The sequence below is a fragment of the Xaviernesmea rhizosphaerae genome, assembly GCF_001938945.1.
GTDB classification, from domain to species: domain Bacteria; phylum Pseudomonadota; class Alphaproteobacteria; order Rhizobiales; family Rhizobiaceae; genus Xaviernesmea; species Xaviernesmea rhizosphaerae.
Genome location: NZ_MKIO01000021.1, coordinates 83,942 through 104,826, shown reverse-complemented (window position 1 = coordinate 104,826; position 20,885 = coordinate 83,942). Strand labels below are relative to the sequence as shown.

General features: G+C 64.9%; 17 protein-coding genes. 8 read left to right on the top strand and 9 right to left on the bottom strand.

Translation table 11 applies throughout. From position 1 onward, the window contains the following. Positions 1 to 13: 13 nt before the first annotated feature. Complete coding sequence (locus BJF92_RS04290; protein ID WP_075633538.1) at positions 14 to 613, bottom strand: lytic transglycosylase domain-containing protein; 600 nt, start codon at positions 611 to 613, stop codon at positions 14 to 16. On the opposite strand from BJF92_RS04290, the gene BJF92_RS25700 reads away from it, so the two are divergent. Next, positions 501 to 911 carry a hypothetical protein gene (locus tag BJF92_RS25700; protein ID WP_198931528.1) on the top strand — a complete coding sequence of 137 codons (411 nt, stop codon included), beginning with the start codon at positions 501 to 503 and terminating at the stop codon, positions 909 to 911. The two genes, BJF92_RS04290 and BJF92_RS25700, sit on opposite strands and share 113 nt — an antisense overlap. Here BJF92_RS25700 and BJF92_RS04285 read toward each other — a convergent pair. Both BJF92_RS04285 and BJF92_RS04280 read right to left on the bottom strand, forming a co-directional pair. Then, a complete protein-coding gene (locus tag BJF92_RS04285) occupies positions 882 to 1,646 on the bottom strand; it encodes an N-acetylmuramoyl-L-alanine amidase (protein ID WP_075633537.1) in 765 nt (254 codons plus the stop codon). The two genes, BJF92_RS25700 and BJF92_RS04285, sit on opposite strands and share 30 nt — an antisense overlap. Before the next feature lie 44 nt (positions 1,647 to 1,690). After that, positions 1,691 to 2,401, bottom strand: coding sequence for a J domain-containing protein (locus BJF92_RS04280; protein ID WP_075633536.1), 711 nt, complete (start codon positions 2,399 to 2,401; stop codon positions 1,691 to 1,693). Positions 2,402 to 2,933: 532 nt separating this feature from the next. Here BJF92_RS04280 and BJF92_RS04275 point away from each other — a divergent pair. Together BJF92_RS04275 and BJF92_RS04270 are read left to right on the top strand one after the other, a co-directional pair. Continuing rightward, complete coding sequence (locus BJF92_RS04275; RefSeq protein WP_075633535.1) at positions 2,934 to 4,145, top strand: pyrophosphate--fructose-6-phosphate 1-phosphotransferase; 1,212 nt, start codon at positions 2,934 to 2,936, stop codon at positions 4,143 to 4,145. Positions 4,146 to 4,487: 342 nt separating this feature from the next. After that, positions 4,488 to 5,552 carry a lytic transglycosylase domain-containing protein gene (locus BJF92_RS04270; protein WP_245294656.1) on the top strand — a complete coding sequence of 355 codons (1,065 nt, stop codon included), beginning with the start codon at positions 4,488 to 4,490 and terminating at the stop codon, positions 5,550 to 5,552. A gap of 141 nt (positions 5,553 to 5,693) precedes the next feature. Here the strand turns inward: BJF92_RS04270 and BJF92_RS04265 are convergent, their stop codons facing one another. Both BJF92_RS04265 and BJF92_RS04260 read right to left on the bottom strand, forming a co-directional pair. After that, positions 5,694 to 7,088 carry a serine hydrolase domain-containing protein gene (locus tag BJF92_RS04265; RefSeq protein ID WP_075633533.1) on the bottom strand — a complete coding sequence of 465 codons (1,395 nt, stop codon included), beginning with the start codon at positions 7,086 to 7,088 and terminating at the stop codon, positions 5,694 to 5,696. Between the two features lie 244 nt (positions 7,089 to 7,332). Continuing rightward, positions 7,333 to 8,145, bottom strand: a complete 813-nt coding sequence (locus BJF92_RS04260; RefSeq protein ID WP_210187598.1) for a GGDEF domain-containing protein — start codon at positions 8,143 to 8,145, stop codon at positions 7,333 to 7,335. Between the two features lie 234 nt (positions 8,146 to 8,379). On the opposite strand from BJF92_RS04260, the gene BJF92_RS04255 reads away from it, so the two are divergent. The 5 genes from BJF92_RS04255 to BJF92_RS04235 all read left to right on the top strand — a co-directional run bounded on the left by BJF92_RS04255 (position 8,380) and on the right by BJF92_RS04235 (position 14,044). After that, a complete protein-coding gene (locus BJF92_RS04255; RefSeq protein ID WP_075633531.1) occupies positions 8,380 to 9,645 on the top strand; it encodes a BtaA family protein in 1,266 nt (421 codons plus the stop codon). Then, positions 9,642 to 10,292 (top strand): class I SAM-dependent methyltransferase, encoded by a 651-nt coding sequence (locus BJF92_RS04250; RefSeq protein WP_075633530.1) that lies wholly within the window; start codon positions 9,642 to 9,644, stop codon positions 10,290 to 10,292. The genes BJF92_RS04255 and BJF92_RS04250 overlap by 4 nt, the downstream gene beginning before the upstream one ends. A gap of 275 nt (positions 10,293 to 10,567) precedes the next feature. Next, positions 10,568 to 11,368 carry a glycoside hydrolase family 25 protein gene (locus BJF92_RS04245; RefSeq protein ID WP_075633529.1) on the top strand — a complete coding sequence of 267 codons (801 nt, stop codon included), beginning with the start codon at positions 10,568 to 10,570 and terminating at the stop codon, positions 11,366 to 11,368. A 231-nt stretch (positions 11,369 to 11,599) separates the two neighbouring features. Then, entirely contained in the window at positions 11,600 to 12,853 is a 1,254-nt protein-coding gene (locus BJF92_RS04240) for a lytic murein transglycosylase (RefSeq protein WP_075633528.1), read from the top strand. A 249-nt stretch (positions 12,854 to 13,102) separates the two neighbouring features. Continuing rightward, complete coding sequence (locus tag BJF92_RS04235; RefSeq protein ID WP_075633527.1) at positions 13,103 to 14,044, top strand: DMT family transporter; 942 nt, start codon at positions 13,103 to 13,105, stop codon at positions 14,042 to 14,044. Between the two features lie 656 nt (positions 14,045 to 14,700). On the opposite strand, the gene metF is transcribed toward BJF92_RS04235, so the two are convergent. The 4 genes from metF to ettA form a co-directional block, all read right to left on the bottom strand. Next, positions 14,701 to 15,606 carry a methylenetetrahydrofolate reductase [NAD(P)H] gene (metF, locus tag BJF92_RS04230; RefSeq protein WP_075633526.1) on the bottom strand — a complete coding sequence of 302 codons (906 nt, stop codon included), beginning with the start codon at positions 15,604 to 15,606 and terminating at the stop codon, positions 14,701 to 14,703. 2 nt (positions 15,607 to 15,608) lie between these two features. Beyond that, a complete protein-coding gene (locus BJF92_RS04225) occupies positions 15,609 to 16,610 on the bottom strand; it encodes an ArsR/SmtB family transcription factor (protein ID WP_075633525.1) in 1,002 nt (333 codons plus the stop codon). A gap of 195 nt (positions 16,611 to 16,805) precedes the next feature. Beyond that, positions 16,806 to 19,031 (bottom strand): methyl-accepting chemotaxis protein, encoded by a 2,226-nt coding sequence (locus tag BJF92_RS04220; protein ID WP_158032184.1) that lies wholly within the window; start codon positions 19,029 to 19,031, stop codon positions 16,806 to 16,808. 202 nt (positions 19,032 to 19,233) lie between these two features. Next, positions 19,234 to 20,883 (bottom strand): energy-dependent translational throttle protein EttA, encoded by a 1,650-nt coding sequence (gene ettA, locus BJF92_RS04215; protein WP_075633524.1) that lies wholly within the window; start codon positions 20,881 to 20,883, stop codon positions 19,234 to 19,236. Positions 20,884 to 20,885: the final 2 nt, after the last annotated feature.

Genomic DNA, 20,885 nt, shown 5'->3' with positions numbered 1-20,885 from the left:
TTGCGGCGGCGCCTTACGAATCCATGATGCTCTGCACCCGGCCGCAATAGCGGCGCGAAACCGGATTCATGCGCTTTGCACCATGGCCAGCATTGTAGCGCAGGATCGTGCCGCAGGTGAAACCGCCCGAGAGCCTGTGGGCACCCGCCAGATATTTCATGCCGTATTTGATGTTGGTTTCGGGATCGAACAGCCCGCGGGCACCGCCCGAATAGCCCATCATCCGCGCGGTTGCCGGCTTGATCTGCATCAGGCCGATCTCGCCTGCGCTGCCGCGTACCTTGGGATTGTAGTTGCTCTCAACCTTCACGACGGCCTGCGCCAGCTCGAAGGGAACGCCATATTGCCGGGCATAGCTGTGAAGAAGGGCGTTGTAGCGGCCGATTTCGGGAGAGCTCGCTTCCGGCTCCTCGATGGCGGCATCGGTGTCCGGCAGCAGGGGCGCCGGCGCTTCCTGCTTCAGCGCATTGCCGCTTGGAAGGGAGGCGCGAAGGTCGGGCATGATCGACGAGGTCTTGAAACTCTCATCGAGACTTCCAGCAAAAGAGGATGCCGTCCAGAAAATGGGCATGACAAGGCAGGCCGCTGCCGTAGCAACAGTCGATCGTTTCATGAATTTTGCAGTCTCCGTGTCCGGCACATCACGGCACACGGGTGCAAACGCAGCATCGCGCATCGACAAGGACACACGGACATTGCCTGCGTTACTGGAACACGCACCCGGCCGTCTTCAGCCTTTTGGGATGATTAAGGCAGGCCGGATTGTCGCCCCTGTCCTGCACTTGGCACAGGCCGGAAGAAACCGTCGCATCATGGTGATGATGTGGCAATGCAGCGATTTTTTAACCATGGCCCGTCTACACCCCCTTGCCGGTCGGCGATCAGGCCCTAAAACGCGGCAGGGAAGATAGCAGGCGATGCAAGGTGTCGATGGTCGAGATATCGGCAATCCCATCGATCTTTTCCGGGCGGAAATGGCGCTGGAAAGCCGCAACCACGCCCTCGGTGCGCTCGCAAAAATTGCCAGTGACGTCAAGGCCATAGCCATAGAGCGCCAGCATCGACTGCAGGGCCTCGACCGGCTGGCCGGCATCGCCGCGCTGGAAGAAGCGCCCACCGCCGATCGGCGCCGGCTCCACCCAGTGCCCGACCCCGGTCAAGTACAAATTCTTCCAGGGGAATTTTTCGCCGGGATCGACCTTGCGAACAGGGGCGATATCCGAGTGCGCCAGCACCATTTCAGGGGCGATGGACCAGCGCTTGACACAATCCAGACACAATTCGGCGACGGCTGCAATCTGTGCTTCGGGATAATCCGGCAGGCCGCCGGGATGGCCCGCATTGACGATCTCCACGCCGATCGAATGGGAATTGTTGTCCTCCACGCCCTTCCACAGGCTGCGGCCGGCATGCCAGGCGCGGCGCGTCTCGGGCACGAGCTGGTCGATCCGCCCGTCCTCATGCACCAGATAATGGCTGGAGACCTGACTGTCGGGATTGCGCAGCCAGGCCAGGGCGCCCTCGCCCGTCTCCATGCCGGTATAGTGCAGGATCAGCCGGTCGGGCGCATCGGTGCCGATGCGCTCCCCATGGTTCGGCGAGGCAAGGACGCGTGCGCCGACGAAATCGGCTTCAAAACTCGACATAAGGAAACTCTCGTCTGACAGACAGGGACGGGCCGCGCCGGATCTCAGGCTGCCTGAAGATCACGCTCGATCGCCTCGTAAGCCGCATTATAGGCGGCCATCCGGTCATGGGCGAGCCTCTGCATTTCCGCCGGCAGGCCGCGCGCGACGAGCACGTCGGGATGGTGCTCGGAGACCAGCGCGCGATAGCGCCGCTTGATCGTCGGGAAATCATCCTCGCGCGAGACGCCGAGCAGCGCATAGGGATCGCTTTCGCCATCCACATGCCGCGCCATTACGGCCTCGAAACGGGCCTCCGAGAGGCGGAAGATTTCCGCCACCCGCGCAAGGAAGGCCATTTCCTTCTCGTGCAGCGCGCCGTCGGCGGTCGCGATGTGGAAGAGGCCGTCGAGAATGTCCTCCAGCACCGAGCAATCCTGCTCGCAGGTGGCGCAGAGTCGGGCCATCTTCTCGGCATAGGCCTCGAAGCCCGCCACGTCCTGGCGGGCGAGATTGTAGAGCCGGGCGACGTTGCGTGCCTCGGCATCGGGATAGCGGAAAATATGGCGGAAGGCCTCGACCTCGCGCTCCGTCACCACACCGTCGGCCTTGGCCATCTTGGCCGAAAGCGCGATCATCGCCACGGAGAAGGCCACATCGCGGCGCGTGACCGGATCGCCTTCCAGAAAGGTGCGCACAGCCTCGACCATCCCGGCCAGCACATTGCCCGCCGCAGCCACGCTGCTTAAAATCCGCTCCCAGATCGAATGAGACATAGGTTCCTCTAGCATCGTCCCGGTCAGCCGAAAACAGACGGCACCCGGTGTGGGCCCCTGCCCGCCCGGCCTCTCCCTTGCCGCCGGGAGACACCGAAATCATAGTCATTTCATGTCTTTATTACGAATGTCTTCCGGCTTGCGACAGTCTGGCCAAATTGGGGGAGCAAACCGATGTCTCACAGAAGGACTGCGGAATAACGTCCTGCCCGGCCGGGAGTTTCCTTCCTGAGCGTCCCTTGCCCTGGAGCAGCTTACGACGCTTTACGACGGCGCATCAGGCTTTGCCGATCGTTTGCGTCCCCAAACACCGCGCGAAAGCCCGCATGAACGCACAGGCTGACAACGCCCAAATGAGATGGTCCCTCAAGATTACGACGGGCGCGCGGGGCTGGCAAGGGCCGATCGACGCGGCAAGCTGCCTCACCGCCCATGCCAGGGTCGTGCGCCATCCGCTTCTCCATCGCCGCGCCGGCCTGACATGCTATAGAGCGCGCGGGAAACAATCCCGGCATGGCTTGAAGGAGGAATCATGGCCAAGCATAAAGTGGCAATGCTGACGGCGGGCGGGCTCGCGCCCTGCCTGTCCTCGGCGGTGGGCGGCCTGATCGAACGCTACAGTGACATTCTGCCGGAGGCGGAGCTGGTCGCCTACCGGTCCGGCTATCAGGGTCTCTTGACCGCGGACCGCATCGCGATCACGCCGGCCATGCGCGAAAAGGCGGGCATTCTCCACCGGCACGGCGGCTCGCCCATCGGCAACAGCCGGGTGAAGCTCACCAATGTCGCCGATTGCGTCAAGCGCGGTCTGGTCGCTGAAGGCCAGAACCCGCTGCAGGTGGCGGCCGAGCGGCTCGCCTCCGACGGCATCACCATTCTGCACACCATCGGGGGCGACGACACCAACACGACCGCCGCCGACCTTGCCGCCTATCTCGGCGCCAATGGCTATGAGCTGACCGTCGTCGGCCTGCCGAAGACCGTGGACAACGACGTCGTGCCGATCCGCCAGTCGCTCGGCGCCTGGACGGCGGCCGAAGTGGGCGCCCGCTTCTTCGACAATGTCGGCAACGAGCAGAGCGCCGCGCCGAAGACGCTGGTGGTGCACGAGGTCATGGGCCGCCATTCCGGGTGGCTGACCGCCGCCACCGCCCGCGCCTATCTCCAGGGTCTGGACAGCCTGGAAATGGTCGACGGCTTCATGATGGATCGCTCGCTGAAATCGATCGACGGGCTCTATCTGCCGGAAATGCAGTTCGACATGGCAAGCGAGGCCGAGCGGCTGCGCAAGGTGATGGAAAAGACCGGCTTCGTCGCCCTCTTCGTCAGCGAAGGCGCCTGCCTGCACGAGATCGTCGCCGAGCGCGAGGCTGCCGGCGAGACCGTCAAGCGCGACGCCTTCGGCCATGTGAAGATCGATGCGATCAATGTCGGCGCCTGGTTCTCGCGCCAGTTCGCCGCGCTGATCGGCGCAGAGCGGGCCATGGTGCAGAAGTCGGGCTATTTCGCCCGCTCCGCCCCGGCCAATGCGCAAGACCTCAGGCTGATTCAGGGCATGGTCGATCTGGCGGTGGAAAGCGCGCTCAACGGCGTCTCCGGCGTGACCGGCCATGACGAGAATCAGGGCGGCCGCCTGCGCTGCATCGAGTTCCCGCGCATCCGCGGCGGCAAGGCATTCGATACCGCGACCCCCTGGTTCACGACCATGATGGAGACGATTGGTCAGAATTGGCGATCCGCCTGATCTTCAAGACCGGTGGCGAGACCGCAAGCCCTTCGACGCAAGGGCTTGCGCCTTGCGCGCCACACCGCCGTAATCGCCATCCAGAGGGGCTTGACAGACCTTCGAATCGGCCTGTTCTGGCCAAAATCTGGGCATCGGGTTGCGATTGGCGCATGGTTGCGTTAAGGAATTTTCATGTTGAGCGGTTAAGGACGCCCGCTCGATAGGGGCCACGGGGCAACACGGCACGAAAGCGAGAGAATGGCGATTAACCGTTTTTCCTTGAAAAAACCGGCCCTTACGGCCTGCGCAATCCTATCTGCCGGCCTCGCGGCCGGGTGCTCCACCGCCCAGCACACCTCCATGGCGGACTTAACGGCGGTACAGACCGTCACACCAATCGCCAAGCCGGGAACCGAGATGACGGCTTACGCACTGCCCACGCCGGACGGCAAGCCGTCCGCCGCGGTGAGTGCGCTCTCCCAGGAAACGGCGACGCTGAAGCCCGGCCAGTCGGCCTCGGCCGAACAACAGCCACTTTCTGCCACGACGGCGATGCAGCCCGCCGCAACGGCTGCAAGCCAGGCCAGCACGGCGTCTCCGGCCGCGCATAAGGGCGCCCGCGTGGTGACGGAAATGGCCTCCGCCCAGCCCGTCTCTTCTCAGCCTGCATCTTCTCAGTCCGCACAGGGCCAGGCCCTGGCGCCCGAGCAGCGCATGGCCTCGGCCCAGCCGGCCTCAGCCACCAATCCGCTGCTGAACCAGGCATCGCTCGGCTCCAAGCAGGCCGGCGTCACCATTCCCGGCAATGCTGCCGCACTCGTCACCGTCGAGACCGTTTCCCTGAGCAGCCCGGCAGGCGCCGGCCGTCCTCCCGTTGAGAACATGGTATCGATGGCGGTGATGGAATCGACCTTCGACACTGGCGAACCGGTCGGCCTGGAAACGCTCGTCGAAAAGCGGATGATCGTGCCGGTGCCGGTTCCCAAGCCCGGCATCATCAACGAGGCCTATTCCGCCGCCAAATCCACGCTGGCCGAGCTCAACCCGTTCGAGAGCAAACCATCAGGCAATAGCCGCGTAGAAATCGACCGGCTGATCACGGTCTACGCCAAGCAGAACGGCATTCCGGAAGAGCTGGTCCATCGCGTCGTCAGGCGCGAGAGCGGCTATAACCCGAAGGCCTATCATCGCGGCAATTACGGCCTGATGCAGATCCGCTACGCTACCGCGCGCGGTCTCGGCTATAATGGCCCGGCCGAAGGTCTGTTCGACGCCGAAACCAACCTGAAATATGCCACGCGCTATCTGCGCGGCGCCTGGATGGTGGCCGACAACCAGAAGGACGGCGCCGTGCGCCTCTATGCCAGCGGCTATTACAACCACGCCAAGCGCAAGGGCATGCTCGACATGCTGAACATGCGCTGACAGGAGCTACAGACGGCTGGCGCACCGTGCCGGACGTCCACACGAGCCATGTCCAAAACCGGCCCGGGTTTCCCGTTGGCCGGTTTTTTTGCTATTTTCCGGATGATCTCTGCTGAATTTCGCGCGCAGCACAGAGTCGCCTCAGGGGGCGTTGCCGCCCTCGGCCGGCAGGGCTGGAAGACGCTCGAGCACCGCGCGCTCCAGCGGCTCGACCGAATAGCCGCTCGCACGCGGGGTGAGCCCCATGCGCAACACGACCAGCCCGCGCGACGGCACGATCATGATCGACTGGCCGTCATGGCCGCGCATCCAAAAACTGTCCTGTGGATAGGGGCCGACTGTCTCCGGGCCACGCGTCCAGACTTGCCCGCCGCCATAGCGCCCGCCAGAGGCGGCCGTCGGCCGGCGCATCGCCTCGACATAGCCCGGCGGCAGCAGCGCCTCGCCCTTCCACTGTCCGCCCTGCGCCAGGAACTGCGCGAACCGACCCCAGTCGCGGGCGGTGGCATACATGTAGGACGAGCCGACGAAGGTGCCATGCGCATCCGGCTCCAGAACTGCGCTGCTCATGCCGAGCGGCCGGAACAGCTGCGCGCGCGGATAGGTCAGCGCCTCGCGCGCGCTCGGCAGGCTGTCCATCCACAGGCGGCTGAGGATCATGGTGGTGCCGCTGGAATAGCGGAACTGCGCGCCCGGATCGGCCTGCAACGGCTGGGCCGCGGCAAAGCGCGCCATGTCATTTTCTAGGAAGAGCATGCGCGTCACATCCGTGACGCTGCCATAGGATTCGTTGAAGGACAGGCCGCTCTGCATGGCCATGAGATCGGCCAGCGTGATGCGCGCCCGGCCATCGCCGCGCCATTCGGGCAGAAGGCTTGCCTTGTCGAGCGCCATCGCCCCGTCGCGAATGCGCAGGCCGATGAGCGCGGCCGTCACCGTCTTGGCCATGGACCAGCCGAGCAGCGGCGTCGCCGCGCCGAAGCCGTCACCATAACGCTCGGCGACGATCACGCCGTTGCGCAGCACCAGGAGCGCGCGAGCGCCGGGCCCGGCCAGGCGGTCATCCTCCACCAGAGCCTGCAGCATCGGCTCGATGCGCGTGCCGTTGCCATCGGGCCAGGGCTTAGTGTCGTCGAGCTGGGGCGTGCGCCGGCGCAGCGACCGATTGCCAGGGAAGGCGGCGAATTCGCCGGGGCTGACATTGGTGCAGCCGAGCCCCTCGCGATAGATGGCATGGCCGGGCGCAGCAAAGCCGAACATGCGCGCCGTCACGGTCTTGCGCTCGCGATCGACGGTCACCCGCACGAGCCGAAGCAAGGGATTGCCAGGCGCCTGGACATCGTCTGCCAGCACATCACCGGCCTCGCGTCCGGCGAGGAACACGTTGGAGCAGACGATCTTGGCGGCGTAGCCGTCGCCGACGAGAAGAAGTTCAGGCGGAGCGGCGGCGAGCCAGCCTGCCGCACCTGCCAGGATCACCGCCACGCCCGCAGCCAGTGCCGAAAAAATGCCGCGTTTGCGCATCGCCTCTTCCATGCCATTTGCCTGCACGCACCGGCCGACATCGAATGCCCGCTATGATGCGCCGCCGCATCATGGCCGTTTCGCGCGGCAAATCCAAGCCATGGAATGCTGAGGTACCGCAGGCCATGCGGCCAAACGCGGCTGCCGACAGTGCTTGCCGGGGGCGTGTCCGGGCGCCTCCCTCGCGAGGCGGAAACGAAGGGGACGCGGATTGCAGGCGCGTTCGGAACGGGAAGACAGGATGCGGACCGCAGAATCAGGCGCCTGCCGCCGGTCGCGGGCGGGATCGTCCGGGCGCGGGCGGCGGCACGGGTTCATAGACGGGCTGGCCCTGCATTTCGCCGGCCGCGCGCGCAGCACCCCGCTCGGCCCGGGCCAGAACCTCGCGAATATGCTGGTCGTGGCTGCCGATCACCGTCGCGCCGACGGCAAGATCGAGGGAGAATTCGCCATCCGGCAGAACGAAGGGCTCGCGCACCAGCAGGCGCAGGAAATGACAGATATCGGCAACCTTGCCAGCGGAAGGCTGCCCTTCTACCAGAACCGCGAACCGCGTGTCGCTGAGCTGGAACAGCCGGCCGAAGACGCGGCAATTCTGCCCCAGCCTGTCGCACAAGGCCTTAAGCAGCCGCGCCGAGGACTCGCCATTCGCCCGGCCGGCGATCTTCTCGAAGCCGAGGACATCGAGGACGAGGATGGGTTTTCCCCAGTTTTCCGTTCTGGCGCGAACGTCGCGCTCGAGCGCGCGCCGGTCGGCCAGCCCGCTGAGCGCATTGATCAGCCGGCGCTCCTTGAAGCTGGTCGCGGTTTTTGCGGGGCCCGCCGTCTCCTTGATGGCGACAGCAGGTGCGGCGCGCCGGCCTGCGCGCCGAATCAGAAAGGCTGTGCCCGCGAGTGCGCAGAGCAGCCCGGCACCAAGCACGGGCAGGAGGATGCGCGGATCATCGGGCAGGCCGAATCGCGCCAGAAGGAGGCCGGCGGCGAGAATCAATGCCAGCAGGATGAGCCCTGCCAGCGCCATGGTTGCGCCCTTCTCCATCATCGGTATCAGCGCTGTCCTCGACCTCATCGTCTGATCTGGCCGCATGGCCCCTCTCCGGCGGAGACCAAATCGCCTCAGCTCCCGCATTATTGTTGGCGAACGGCACTTACTCAAAGGTGAAAAGCGCGGGCTGCGACAAGCAGAGGCGCAGTCAAGCCGTCCGTGTCATTAAGGCCGGGTAAACACGGGGATACCACCTTCATCAAACTGTCTTGGCGTTTTCATAAAAGCGCTCATCCCTGATCGAACCGAGCGACTTTGATGACCGATCTCGCCTCTACCGAACTGCCCGCCTCCAGCCAGCATCGCGGCAAGAACGCCAAGCTCAAATCGGCCCTTCTGCGCCACCGGGCGCTGAGCCTGCAGGGGCTTTCGGAGCGCACCTTCGGCCTTCTGTTTTCCGGCCTGGTCTACCCGCAGATCTGGGAGGACCCGATCGTCGACATGGCGGCGATGGAGATCGCCCCGCACCACAACATCGTCACGATCGGCTCGGGCGGCTGCAACATGCTGGCCTATCTCTCCGGGGGTCCGCGCCATATCGACGTGGTCGATCTCAACACCCATCACGTCGCGCTGAACCGGCTGAAACTCGCCGCATTCCGCGCGCTGCCGGGGCATGGCGATGTCGTGCGCTTCCTCGCCCGCGACGGCCTGTCCTCCAACATCGCCGCCTATGACCGCTTCATCGCCTCGGCTCTGGATGCGGAGACGCGCGCCTATTGGGAAAAGCGCTCGCCCAGCGGCAAGCGCCGGATTCGCGTCTTCTCACGCAACATCTACAAGACCGGCCTGCTCGGCCGCTTCATCGGCCTCGGCCATCTCGTCGCGCGGCTTCACGGCGTCGACCTTACCGAGCTGACCCAGGCGCGCTCGCTGCGCGACCAGCGGCGCATCTTCGACACGCGCATCGCACCGCTGTTCGACAAGCCTGTCATCCGCTGGATCACCAGCCGCAAGAGCTCGCTCTTCGGCCTGGGCATTCCGCCGCAGCAGTTCGACGAACTTGCCCGCCTGAGCGACAGCCGCTCGGTGGCCGACGTGCTGCGCCAGCGGCTGGAAAAGCTCGCTTGTCACTTCCCCCTGCGCGACAATCCCTTTGCCTGGCAGGCTTTCGCCCGCCGCTATCCAAATGGCGAGGAAGGCGTCCTGCCGCTCTATCTGCGCCCGGAATCCTATGAGGCGATCCGCAACAACACCGATCGCGTCCAGGTGCATCACGCCAGCTTCACCGACCTGCTCGCCACCAAGCAAGCCGGCTCCATGCACCGCTACGTTCTGCTCGACGCGCAGGACTGGATGACCGATGCGCAGCTCAACGCGCTGTGGAGCGAGATCACCCGCACGGCAAGCCCGGATGCGGTCGTCATCTTCCGCACCGCCGGCGAGGACAGCATCGTTGAGGGCCGCCTGGCCAAGGTCGTGCGCGATCAGTGGTTCTACGACACCGCCCGCTCCGCCGAACTCAGCCCGCAGGATCGCTCGGCGATCTACGGCGCCTTCCACATCTACAGGAAGATCGCATGAGCATGATCGCCCATGACCATGCCGACCGCATGGACCGCATGTATCGCTATCAGCGCTATGTCTATGATGCGACACGCAAATACTACCTCTTCGGCCGCGACACCATGATCGGCGGCCTTGGCGTGCAGCCGGGGCAGAGCCTGCTCGAGGTCGGCTGCGGCACGGGCCGCAACCTGGTGCTGATCGGCCGTCGCTATCCCCGCGCCCGGCTCTATGGCTTCGACATCTCCCGCGAGATGCTGGCCACGGCCGAGCGCAATCTCGCCGGTCTGTCGGATCCGGCGCCGGTGCTTCGCCAGGCCGATGCCGGGAACTTCTCCGCCGACAGCTTCGATGTCGACGGCTTCGACCACATCGTCATCTCCTATGCCCTGTCGATGATCCCCACCTGGCAGGCCGCCATCGAATGCTCGCTCGACGCGCTGGCGGCAGGCGGCAGGCTGCATATCGTCGACTTCGGCCAACAGGAACGCCTTCCGCGCGTGGCCGGCACGCTGCTCAAGGCCTGGCTGCAGCGCTTTCACGTCACGCCGCGCGCGGAGCTGTTCCGCCAGCTGGAAGCGGCCTGCGCCGCCCGTGGCATGCAGGTTTCCGCCCGCCGGCTGGGCGGCGGCTATGCCTGGCTCGCCACCTGCCACAAGCCCTAAGCTGAGGCTCCGTCTCAACGTCGCCCCGCATCCGCGGGCAGGCCGCCGCCGTCGTTGGCAAACGATGCGGCGGCCTTTTTGCGTTGAAAGGGCGGTTCGCACGCCGAAGCTTGCGCCGGGCTTTGCCGGCTCGCCAGTTCTCGTGGCGGCCCCTTGAAGTAACCAGTTCTTTACGCTGTTATGGTGAAGATGCCGTTCACGCCTCCTGCAAGAGACGGCCGATCGGCTGTCCGCAGTGCGGCAGGCCCCTGATCCAACGGACTTGAAAGAACCTCATGCGTCGGCTTCTTCTGGCCCTGCTGCCTGTCATGTCGCTGTTGTCGGCCTGCACCGCCACCGACTATGATCTGGTCTCGACCGCGTCGATCACGCCGCGCTTTGACGACAAGAAACCGATGGATTTCGGCGAGCGCACGCCGCACCATCATCCCGTCCACGGCATCGACGTGTCCAAATGGCAGGGCGATATCGACTGGGTCGCCGTGCGCCGCTCGGGCGTGTCCTTCGCCTTCATCAAGGCGACCGAGGGCAAGGATGTGGTGGATACGCGCTTCGATGAATATTGGCGCAAGGCCCGCGCCGCCGGCCTGCCCTATGCGCCCTATCACTTCTATTACTTCTGCTCCACGGCGGACGAACAGGCCGACTGGTTCATCGCCAATGTCCCGCGCGAGGCGGTGCACCTGCCGCCGGTGCTCGATGTCGAGTGGAACGGCGAATCCAAGACCTGCCGCTATCGCCCCTCCCCGCTGACGGTGCAGAGCGAGATGAAGCGGTTCATGGACCGGCTCGAAGCCTATTACGGCAAGCGGCCGATCATCTATACCTCGGTCGATTTCCACCGCGACAATCTCGTGGGCCAGTTCAAGACCCACCATTTCTGGGTTAGGGCTGTCGCCAAGCATCCGAGCGAGGCCTATCCCGAGCGCCGCTGGGCCTTCTGGCAATATACAAGCACCGGCGTCATTCCCGGCATCAAGGGCAATACGGATATCAACGTCTTCGCCGGTTCCGCCAAGAACTGGAAGAAGTGGGTAGAAGCCGTGTCCCAGCCCAATCTGAGCGCGCAGCGCTGATTGCGCGTGTCATCGCGCGCAATTCCTTCAGACATGCGCTGTGCCCCCATGTTTTCGCCCGAAACGGGCGGCAGGGTCGCGGCATCTTGAACTCTTCGAGACAATCCCGCAAAGCGCTGTGCCAAGGGCTCGGCGTCATGCGGCTGAGCTGAATCTCCCGCATTCTGCCGGCAGCGCATCGCGCCGCGCCGGCCGGATGCGTCCTGCTGTTGCCGATCAAAGGACGACCCGATGCCATCTCGCATCCGCCACCTCGCTGCCCTCGCTCTGCTGCTGGCCTCGACCAGCCCGCTCGCCGCCCTGCCCGCCGCAGCCCAGGCCGCTTCGCCGCAAACGCCTGAAACCAACGGGCCCAAGCCGCCCTGCGGCGGCGATCTCGCCACCTTCCTGGCGGGCGTGAAACAGGAGGCCGTGGCCGCCGGCGTGCCCGCATCCGTCGCCGACCAGGCGCTGTCGGGCGCGCGCATTGACGAGAAGGTTCTGGCAAGGGACCGGGCGCAGGGCGTCTTCCGCCAGACCTTCCAGGAATTTTCCAGCCGCACGGTCAGCAAGGCCCGGCTGGAAATCGGCGCGAAGAAGATCAAGGACTATGCCGAGGTCTTCGCCCGGGCGGAGAAGGAGTATGGCGTGCCCGCCCCCGTCATCACCGCCTTCTGGGCGATGGAGACGGATTTCGGCGCGGTGCAGGGCAATTTCAACACGCTGAACGCGCTGGTGACGCTCTCCCATGATTGCCGCCGGCCGGAAATGTTCCGCCCGCAGCTGATCGCCGCCCTGGAAATGGCGCAGCATGGCGATCTCGACCCCGCCACCACCACCGGCGCATGGGCCGGTGAAATCGGCCAGGTGCAGATGCTGCCGAAGGACATCATCGCCCATGGCGTCGATGGCGACGGCGACGGCCATATCAATCTCAAGCAGAGCGCGCCGGATGCGATCATGACGGCGGCCAACTTCATCCAGAGCCTCGGCTTCCGCCGCGGCGAGCCCTGGATCCAGGAAGTGGAAGTGCCAGAGGAGCTGCCCTGGGAAAAGACCGGCCTGCAGCCGGGCCTGAAGGCCAGCGACTGGTTCGGCCTGGGCGTGACCCCGCGCGACGGCGATACCAGCCATGGCGATCTCGATGCCTCGCTGATCCTGCCGCAGGGCCGCAAGGGCGTGGCCTTCCTCACCTATCCGAACTTCAACATCTACCTCGCCTGGAACCAGTCCTTCATCTACACCACCTCCGCGGCCTATTTCGCCACGCGTCTGGCCGGCGCGCCGGCCTACCGTCCGGGCAATCCGGAACAGGGGCTGACGGAGGAAGGCATGAAGGCGCTGCAGATGCGCCTCGATGCGCTCGGGCACGACGTCGGCAAGATCGACGGCATCCTCGGCTCCGGCACGCGCGCAGCACTCCAGAAGGAGCAGCTGCGCTTCGGCCTGCCGGCCGATGGCTGGGCCACCCAGGCCGTTCTCGACGCGCTGAACAAGCAGCCGTAAGCACAACGACACCGAAGCGCGGCGCGATTCTTCGGATCGCTTGCCGCGCTTCACGCCGTTGTTTTGTCGCATATCGTTGCCGCGGAACCGGCAACCACTTTGCGCGACATGGTCCAGCACCAGCATGGGGCCGGCGGCGAACCGCCGCCCCGGTCCCACCTCTGCCGGTTTTGTCGCCGTGACATGTTTCGGGTGGTGATGGCGGCCGGCTCTGCCTAGAGAAGGGCTTCAACAAGTCTGGAGCCTTCGATGTCCGCCACGCCGACCCCGCGCATGACCCCGCTGACCTGGGGCCTTCTCTTCCTGCTCGGCCTTCTGTGGGGCGGCTCCTTCTTCTTCGCGCGCATCGCCGTTCCGCATGTGCCGCCCTTTACCCTTGTCTTTCTGCGCCTGTCGCTCGCAGCACTGGCGCTGCATCTGCTCTTGCGAGGCCAGCATGGGCTCTATGCCGCGCTCAAGGGGCGCTGGCGCGGCTTTCTGCTGCTCGGGCTGATCAACAACGCCATTCCCCATGCCTTCATCTTTCTCGGGCAGACGCAGATCGGCGCAGGGCTCGCCTCGATCCTCAATGCCACGACACCGATCTGGACCGTGCTGATCGGCCATCTGTTGACATCAGACGAGCGCCTGACCGGCGCCAAGCTCGGCGGCTGCCTGCTGGGGCTCATGGGCACGGCCGTGCTGCTCGGTCCGGCCGCGCTCTCCACCATGGTGGCCGGGGACCATGCGGTGCCCTTCTGGGCGCTGCTTCTGCCCCTGCTCGCCGCGCTCAGCTATGGCTTCGCCGCCATCTATGGCAAGAGCTTCAAGGGGCTGAACCCGACCGTGATCGCCACCGGTCAGCTGACCGGCTCCAGCCTGATCATGCTGCCCGTCGCGCTCGCCATCGACCATCCCTGGACGCTGCCGCTGCCGCCGCTCTCCGTGATCCTCGCGATCGCCGCGCTCGCCTTTCTGTCGACGGCGCTCGGCTATATCCTCTTCTTCCGTATCATGGCGCGGGCGGGCGCCACCAACACCTCGCTGGTCACGCTGCTGGTGCCCCCAAGCGCCATCCTTCTCGGCGCGGTCTTCCTCGGCGAGCGGCTGGAAGGGACCGACATTGCCGGCATGGTGCTGATCGGCCTCGGACTGCTGGTGCTGGATGGCCGCGTGCTTGCCCGGCTGCAGCGCAAAGGCAAACCGGCGTGAGTCGGACCACCATGCCTGATACAGCGCACGCTCTGGCCGGTATTTGCCGCTCACGCGCTGTAACGGCGTGAAAAAATTTTGGCGGCAGATCACGCAAGGAAATCTAGCGGTTAGGTCGAGAACCGCTGCATTGCGGCCAAAATGAGACGGCACTGCAGCACAGGATTTCCTTTGCTCTGTGACATTTTTACCCTATCTGTTAACCGTCAACGCCAGGAGGCCAAAATGGAACTGACCCGTTCGCTGAATGTCCTCATGATCGGTGCCGCCTTTACCTTCGTCACGATGATGCTGTTCATCTAATGTGACGACACTGACGCTTCTGATGAGAAGCGTTGGAAAACAAGGGGATAAAGTGTGGATGGAGCTTCGGCTCGAAGATGTGTGGCGGTCCACCGCCGCGTTCCAAGGGGCCGAAGAGCGTCGGGCGTCTGGCAAGAGCCGGAACGCCGTCCGTCCGGGATCGACAGGATCCGGGACCAACAATCATAAGAATTGAATGTTTCAAGCAGGCAGCGCGGCGGCCGGTCGCGTATCGTGCTCAAACAGATGACGCCGCACGGACATCCCGTGCGGCGTTTTTCATGATCTGATTACCTTTGTGGCAAGACTCGGACTGCGAATCACATGCAGTCCACTGCGCCAGACGCGCGGTCTCAAGCAGCCGGCGAGGCCGCGTCCACGCGGGCGAACTGCACCATGTCGCAGACGGCGCTGATCAGCGGCGTGCGGTTCATCGTATAGAGATGGAAGCTGGAAATGCCGCGCTGGGCGAGATCGACGATCTGCTCGGCGGCAATCAGCGTCGCCTCGCGGAACCGCTCCTCCGGCGCCTCCTCGAGCGGCCCGAGCCGGTCGATCAGCACCTGCGGCACGCGCGCGCCGCACAGGCCGGCAAACTTGATCACCTGGTTCAGATTGTTGATCGGCAGGATGCCGGGAATGATCGGAATGGTGATCCCCGCTGCGCGCACACGCTCCAGGTAGCGCTCGAAATCATCATTGTCGAAGAAGAACTGCGTCAGCGCCTGGGTGGCGCCATTGTCGACCTTGCGCTTGAGCATATCGATATCGGCGGCCACATCCGCGCTTTCGGGATGCTTCTCCGGATAGGCGGAGACCGCGATGGAGCGCACGCCGCGCCTGGCCAGCGCGCCGACGAGAGCGGCGGCATTTTCATAGCCTTCCGGATGCGGCTGATAGGCAACCCCTGCGCCGCCGGGCGCATCGCCGCGCAGCGCGACGAAACGGGTGACGCCGGCCGCCATGAACGAGTCGATTACCGAATCGACCTCTGCGCGCGCGGCGCCGACGCAGGTGAGATGCGCGGCGGTGTTCGTCAGCCCGTGATCGGCGATCAGCCTGCGCACGGTGTCGATCGAGCGGGCCTTGGTGGAGCCGCCGGCACCATAGGTGACGCTGACGAACTCGGGCGCATAGACCTTCAGGGCCTCGGCCGTTTCCAGAAGCTGGCGCTCCATCTCCTCGTTCTTCGGCGGGAAGAACTCGAAGGAGAGCGTGAGCGCGGCGCGCCGTGCGGGGTGAAGCGTTTGCGGCGCCATGGTCAGTGTCCTATGGAAGCAAAGACAGGGGAGACAGCGGACCTGGCGCGCTCGCGCGCACGGGCCAGCCAGATGGTGACGGTCAGCTGCCGCTCGCGGCCGTGATCCGGCGAGAGATCGACCGCCTTTTCGAGCGTCAGCCCGACCTGCGACAGCCAGTCGCCCATGGTCTGATGGGCAAAGCCCAGCCGGGCATGTGCATGGTCGTCGCGCAGATATTCCAGCGCATGCGGCGCCAGATCGATGATGATTAGCCGTCCGCCAGGCGCCAGCATCCGGGCGGCTTCGGCGATCGCCCGGTCGGGCTGATCGAGAAAGTGCAGGACCTGGTGGATGGTGACGAGATCGAACTGCCCCGCCTCCAGCGGCAGGTTGAAGATGTCGCCCTGGCGCACCGTCGCCTTGCCGATGCCGGCCCGGTCGAGATTGGCGCGGGCGACCGCCAGCATGTCCCGGCTGGCATCGACGCCGACGGCATGGCGATAGACGGGCTGGAGAAGCTGCAGGATCCGGCCGGTGCCCGTGCCGAGATCCAGCATCTGATCGACCGGCTCGTCGCCGACCAGCGAGACCAGGGCGGCCTCCACCTCGGCCTCGTGCACATGCAGCCGGCGCAGAATGTCCCATTCCTGGGCGTTGCGGCTGAAATAATCGCGCGCCCGCTCGGACCGCGCCTGCTTCAGCGCCGTCAGACGCTCGGCATCGCGGGCAAGCACGGCATCGTCGTCCCGGGCGGCCAGAAGCATGGTGCGCACCAGCTCGACCGCGGCGCCATCCGCACTCAGGCGGAAATAGGCCCAGGCGCCTTCCTGATAGCGATCGATCAGGGCGACCTCGCCCAGAAGCTTGAGATGGCGGGAAATGCGGGGCTGCGACTGGCCGAGAATCTCCGTGAGATCGGTGACCGTCAAATCGCCTGACGACAGAAGCTTCAGCAGCCGGAAGCGCGTCGGCTCACCCGCCGCCTTCAGCACATCCACCAATGTCTCCAATGCCAGCGTCATCCGGCCACAGCCTCCATCAAGATATAAAGATATCTTTATATGACTTCGACAGGCCATGCAAGTGCAGAACGCGTCCCTGTGGACGGCGAAGCCGGCGGCAGGGATGGGCCGCCGGCACCGGCTCGAACCAGGGCTCTCGTCTTACGGTTCAAGCCGAGCCGGGCGCACCAGCCTTGCGCGGCAAGTAGGAGCGGATCAGGCTGCCCGATGACGCAGGGCCGGTTGTGGCTGCGCGCTGGTGCGGAACTGGGCGAGCAGGCTGGCCAGCGTGCCGGCTTCATTGGCGAGCCCTGCCGAGGCCGCGTTCATTTCCTCGACCATGGCCGCGTTCTGCTGCGTCGCATGGTCCATCTGGTTGACGGCCGTATTGACTTCGCTCAAGCCGGAGGCCTGTTCCTGCGCAGCCGAGGCGATGGCGTCCATATGGCCGCTGATCGCCTCCACCACCGCGGCGATCGCCGAGAGGCCGGAGCCGGTATCGCCAACGAGCCGGACACCTTCCGTGACCGCAACCTCGGAATTGCCGATCAGCGCCTTGATCTCCTTGGCCGCCTTGGCCGAGCGCTGGGCAAGCTCTCGCACCTCCTGCGCCACCACCGCGAAGCCCTTGCCGGCCTCGCCGGCGCGGGCTGCCTCGACGCCGGCATTCAGCGCGAGAAGGTTGGTCTGGAAGGCGATTTCGTCGATCACGGTGATGATCTGGCCGATCTGTCCGGAGGCATGTTCGATGCGCTGCATGGCCTCGACGGCAGTGCCGACGACCGTGCCGGACTGGTCGGCCTTGGCGCGCGCATCGCGCACCAGATCCCGCGCATCGACGGTTCGCCGCGAGGTCATCTTCACATTGGTGGTGATCTGTTCCAGCGCGGCGGCCGTCTCCTCGAGCGAGGCAGCCTGCTGTTCCGTGCGTTTGGCCAGATCGTCGGAAGCACCGGAGATTTCCTGGGAACCGCTCTTGACCGCCTGCCCCGCCTCGCCAACCGCCAAGAGAACCTGACGCAACTGCGAGACGGACGCGTTGAAGTCATGGCGCAGGCCCTCGAACTGCGGCGCAAAAGGCTCGGCGATTTCGCAGAGCATGTCGCCAGCAGCAAGGCGCTTGAGACCGCCGGCAAGCGCGCCGGTTGCCCGGTCCAGTCGCTCATTGGCTTCCGCCTCGGCGCGGCGCTGCAGGTCCACCCGCTCGGCTTCGGCGCGGCGTCGATTGTCCTCGGCCTCGGCCTCCAGCTGCGCATTGCGAATGGCCGCCTCGCGGAAGACCTCGACCGCGCGGGCCATCTCGCCGATTTCGTCGCCGCGCTGCGCGCCGGGCACCACGACGTTGCGGTTGCCTTCGGCCAGCGCATTCATGCAGCGCGTCAGAAGGCCGATCGGCCTTGCCACGCGCAGGACGACGATCGCCATGCTGCCGACACCGATGACGGTCGTGACCAGCAGCAGCAGCGACAGGGCGACGAGGTCGAACAGGGCATTGGAGCGGCTGATGGCCGCGCTTTCGTTCAGCTGGTCCATGGCCAGCGACGCGACATCGGCGATCTGGCCGAGCGCTGCGGTGACCTTCGGCCGCCACTCGTCGATGCCAACGGGTGATCCCTCCCCAGCGATCAGCTTGGCGACGATATTCGCCCGCCACGGAGAAAACTCGCCCTTGAAATAGGCCGCATCCGCCTTGCCATAGCGCTCCTTCAGCACCGCCGGCATGCTCGGATGGTTGACCAGCGTTTCCACCGCACGCCAGGCGAAAGCCGCGCCCGAGTCATAGGACATCAGGTTGCTCGCCTCGGTCGCGTCGGGCTTGCGGTTCTGCACGATCAGACCGTTGAGGATGACGGCGGCCGAGCCACCGAGCGACCGCCCGGCCCAGGCATAGGAGCGGATCTGGATCAGCGCGAGCTTGCTCTCATCGAGGCCGCGGATCACACCTTCGACGGCGGTGGAGGTCTTTTCGAGGCTGGCGATCAACTCTCCGCCCTGAGACAGCACCGTCTTGTCCAGGCCGGCCTCACGGCGCTCGAGCGGCAGGTCGACATTGCTGTCGATCTTGGCGCGCAGCCCGTCAAAGCGCGCATAGGCGGAGCGCAGCGACGCCACCTCGCTCGCAAGGCCGGGATCATCGAAACCGGCGGCAATCGCATCGGCCTCGGCCATGGCCGCCTGCACCTTGGCGCGCATGCCCTTGAAGCTGGCAATGGATGCTGCCGCTTTTTCCGGCGCCAACGTCAGCGCCGTCGCGCTGTCGCCCCGCTCGCTGCGCAGGCTTAAAAGCGCCGTGAACAGGGCTTTGTCGTAGAGAACCAGGGTCGCGACCCGGTCCGACGTCTGGAATTGCCTGTAGGCGGCAACCGTATCCTTACCGACCATCACCGCAAGGACGGCACTGACGACAAGCAAGGCCGCGATCAAAATATTTCGAATAGACATGACAAGCCCCTCTGAAGCCTCGGGAAAGCTTGCCGATTTCACTTAAGACACATTTAAGCGCAGAATGCAGGAAGTGGCTCTTGACAATGACATGCGCGGCCGAGGCAAACGCCCTGCACATGCATAATCCACATCCGGCGAAATTCCTGGAGCGCATCGATCCGGGCGGATCGATGCGCTCCAGAATTGTGTTTACGTGCGCTTACCGCGTCAGACGCTTGTAGGACATCCGGCTCGGATTCAGGGCATCGGGGCCGAGACGACGGACCTTGTCCTTTTCATAATCCTCGAAGTTGCCCTCGAACCATTCCACATGGCCGTCGCCTTCATAGGCGAGGATGTGAGTGGCCAGACGGTCGAGGAACATGCGGTCGTGCGAGATGATGACGGCGCAGCCGGCGAAGTTTTCCAGCGCGTCTTCCAGCGCGCCCAGCGTTTCCGTGTCGAGGTCGTTGGTCGGTTCGTCGAGCAGCAGCACATTGTGGCCGCCCTTGAGCATCTTGGCGAGATGGACGCGGTTGCGCTGGCCGCCCGAGAGATTGCCGACCTTCTGCTGCTGGTCGCCACCCTTGAAGTTGAACGAGCCGCAATAGGCGCGGGAGTTCATTTCGAACTTGCCGAGCTTGAGGATGTCGTTGCCCTCGGAAATTTCTTCCCAGACCGTCTTGTTGGCGGCGAGCGTGTCGCGGCTCTGGTCGACATAGCCGAGATCGACCGTATCGCCGATCGTGATCGTGCCGCTATCGGGCTTTTCCTGCCCGGTGATCATGCGGAACAACGTGGTCTTGCCGGCGCCGTTCGGACCGATGATGCCGACGATGCCGCCCGGCGGCAGCTTGAACGACAGATTGTCGATCAGCACACGGTCGCCGAAGGACTTGGTGATGTTCTCCGCCTCGATGACGACGCGGCCGAGACGCTCGCCGATCGGAATGGCGATCTGCGTGTCGGAGGGACGACGCTCTGCGGCCGAGTCCACCAGCTCGTTATAGGCGTTGATACGCGCCTTCGACTTGGCCTGGCGGGCCTTGGGCGAGGAGGCGATCCATTCCTGCTCGCGCGAGATCGCCTTCTGGCGTCCAGCTTCTTCACGGGCTTCCTGCTGCATGCGCTTGGCCTTGGCCTGCAGATAGGCGGAATAGTTGCCCTCATAGGGAATGCCGCGGCCGCGGTCGAGCTCGAGGATCCAGCCGGTAACATTGTCGAGGAAGTAGCGGTCGTGGGTGACCATCAGGATGGCGCCCGGATATTCGCGCAGGTGCTTTTCGAGCCAGGCGATCGTCTCGGCATCGAGATGGTTGGTCGGTTCGTCGAGCAGCAGCAGGTCGGGCTGGCGCAGCAGGAGCTGGCAGAGCGCCACACGGCGCTTTTCACCGCCCGAAAGGCTGGTCACATTGGCGTCGCCGGGCGGGCAGCGCAGCGCGTCCATGGCCATCTCGACCTGGTTTTCCAGGTCCCACAGGTTCTGGCCGTCAATAATGTCCTGAAGCCGTGCGCCCTCGTCCGCCGTCTCGTCGGAATAGTTCATCATCAGCTCGTTGTAACGGTCGACGATCGCCTTCTTATGGGCGACGCCTTCCATCACGTTCTCGAACACGGTCTTGTCCGGATCGAGCTTCGGCTCCTGCGCGAGATAGCCAAGCGTCGCACCCTCGGCCAGCCAGGCCTCGCCCGTCCATTCCTTGTCGAGGCCGGCCATGATCTTCAGCACGGTGGACTTACCCGCGCCGTTCGGGCCGAGAATGCCGATCTTGGCGTCGGGATAGAAAGACAGGTGAACGTTTTCCAGCACCTTCTTGGTGCCGTAGGCCTTGTTCAGACCGGCCATGTGATAAATGAACTGGCGTGCCATGA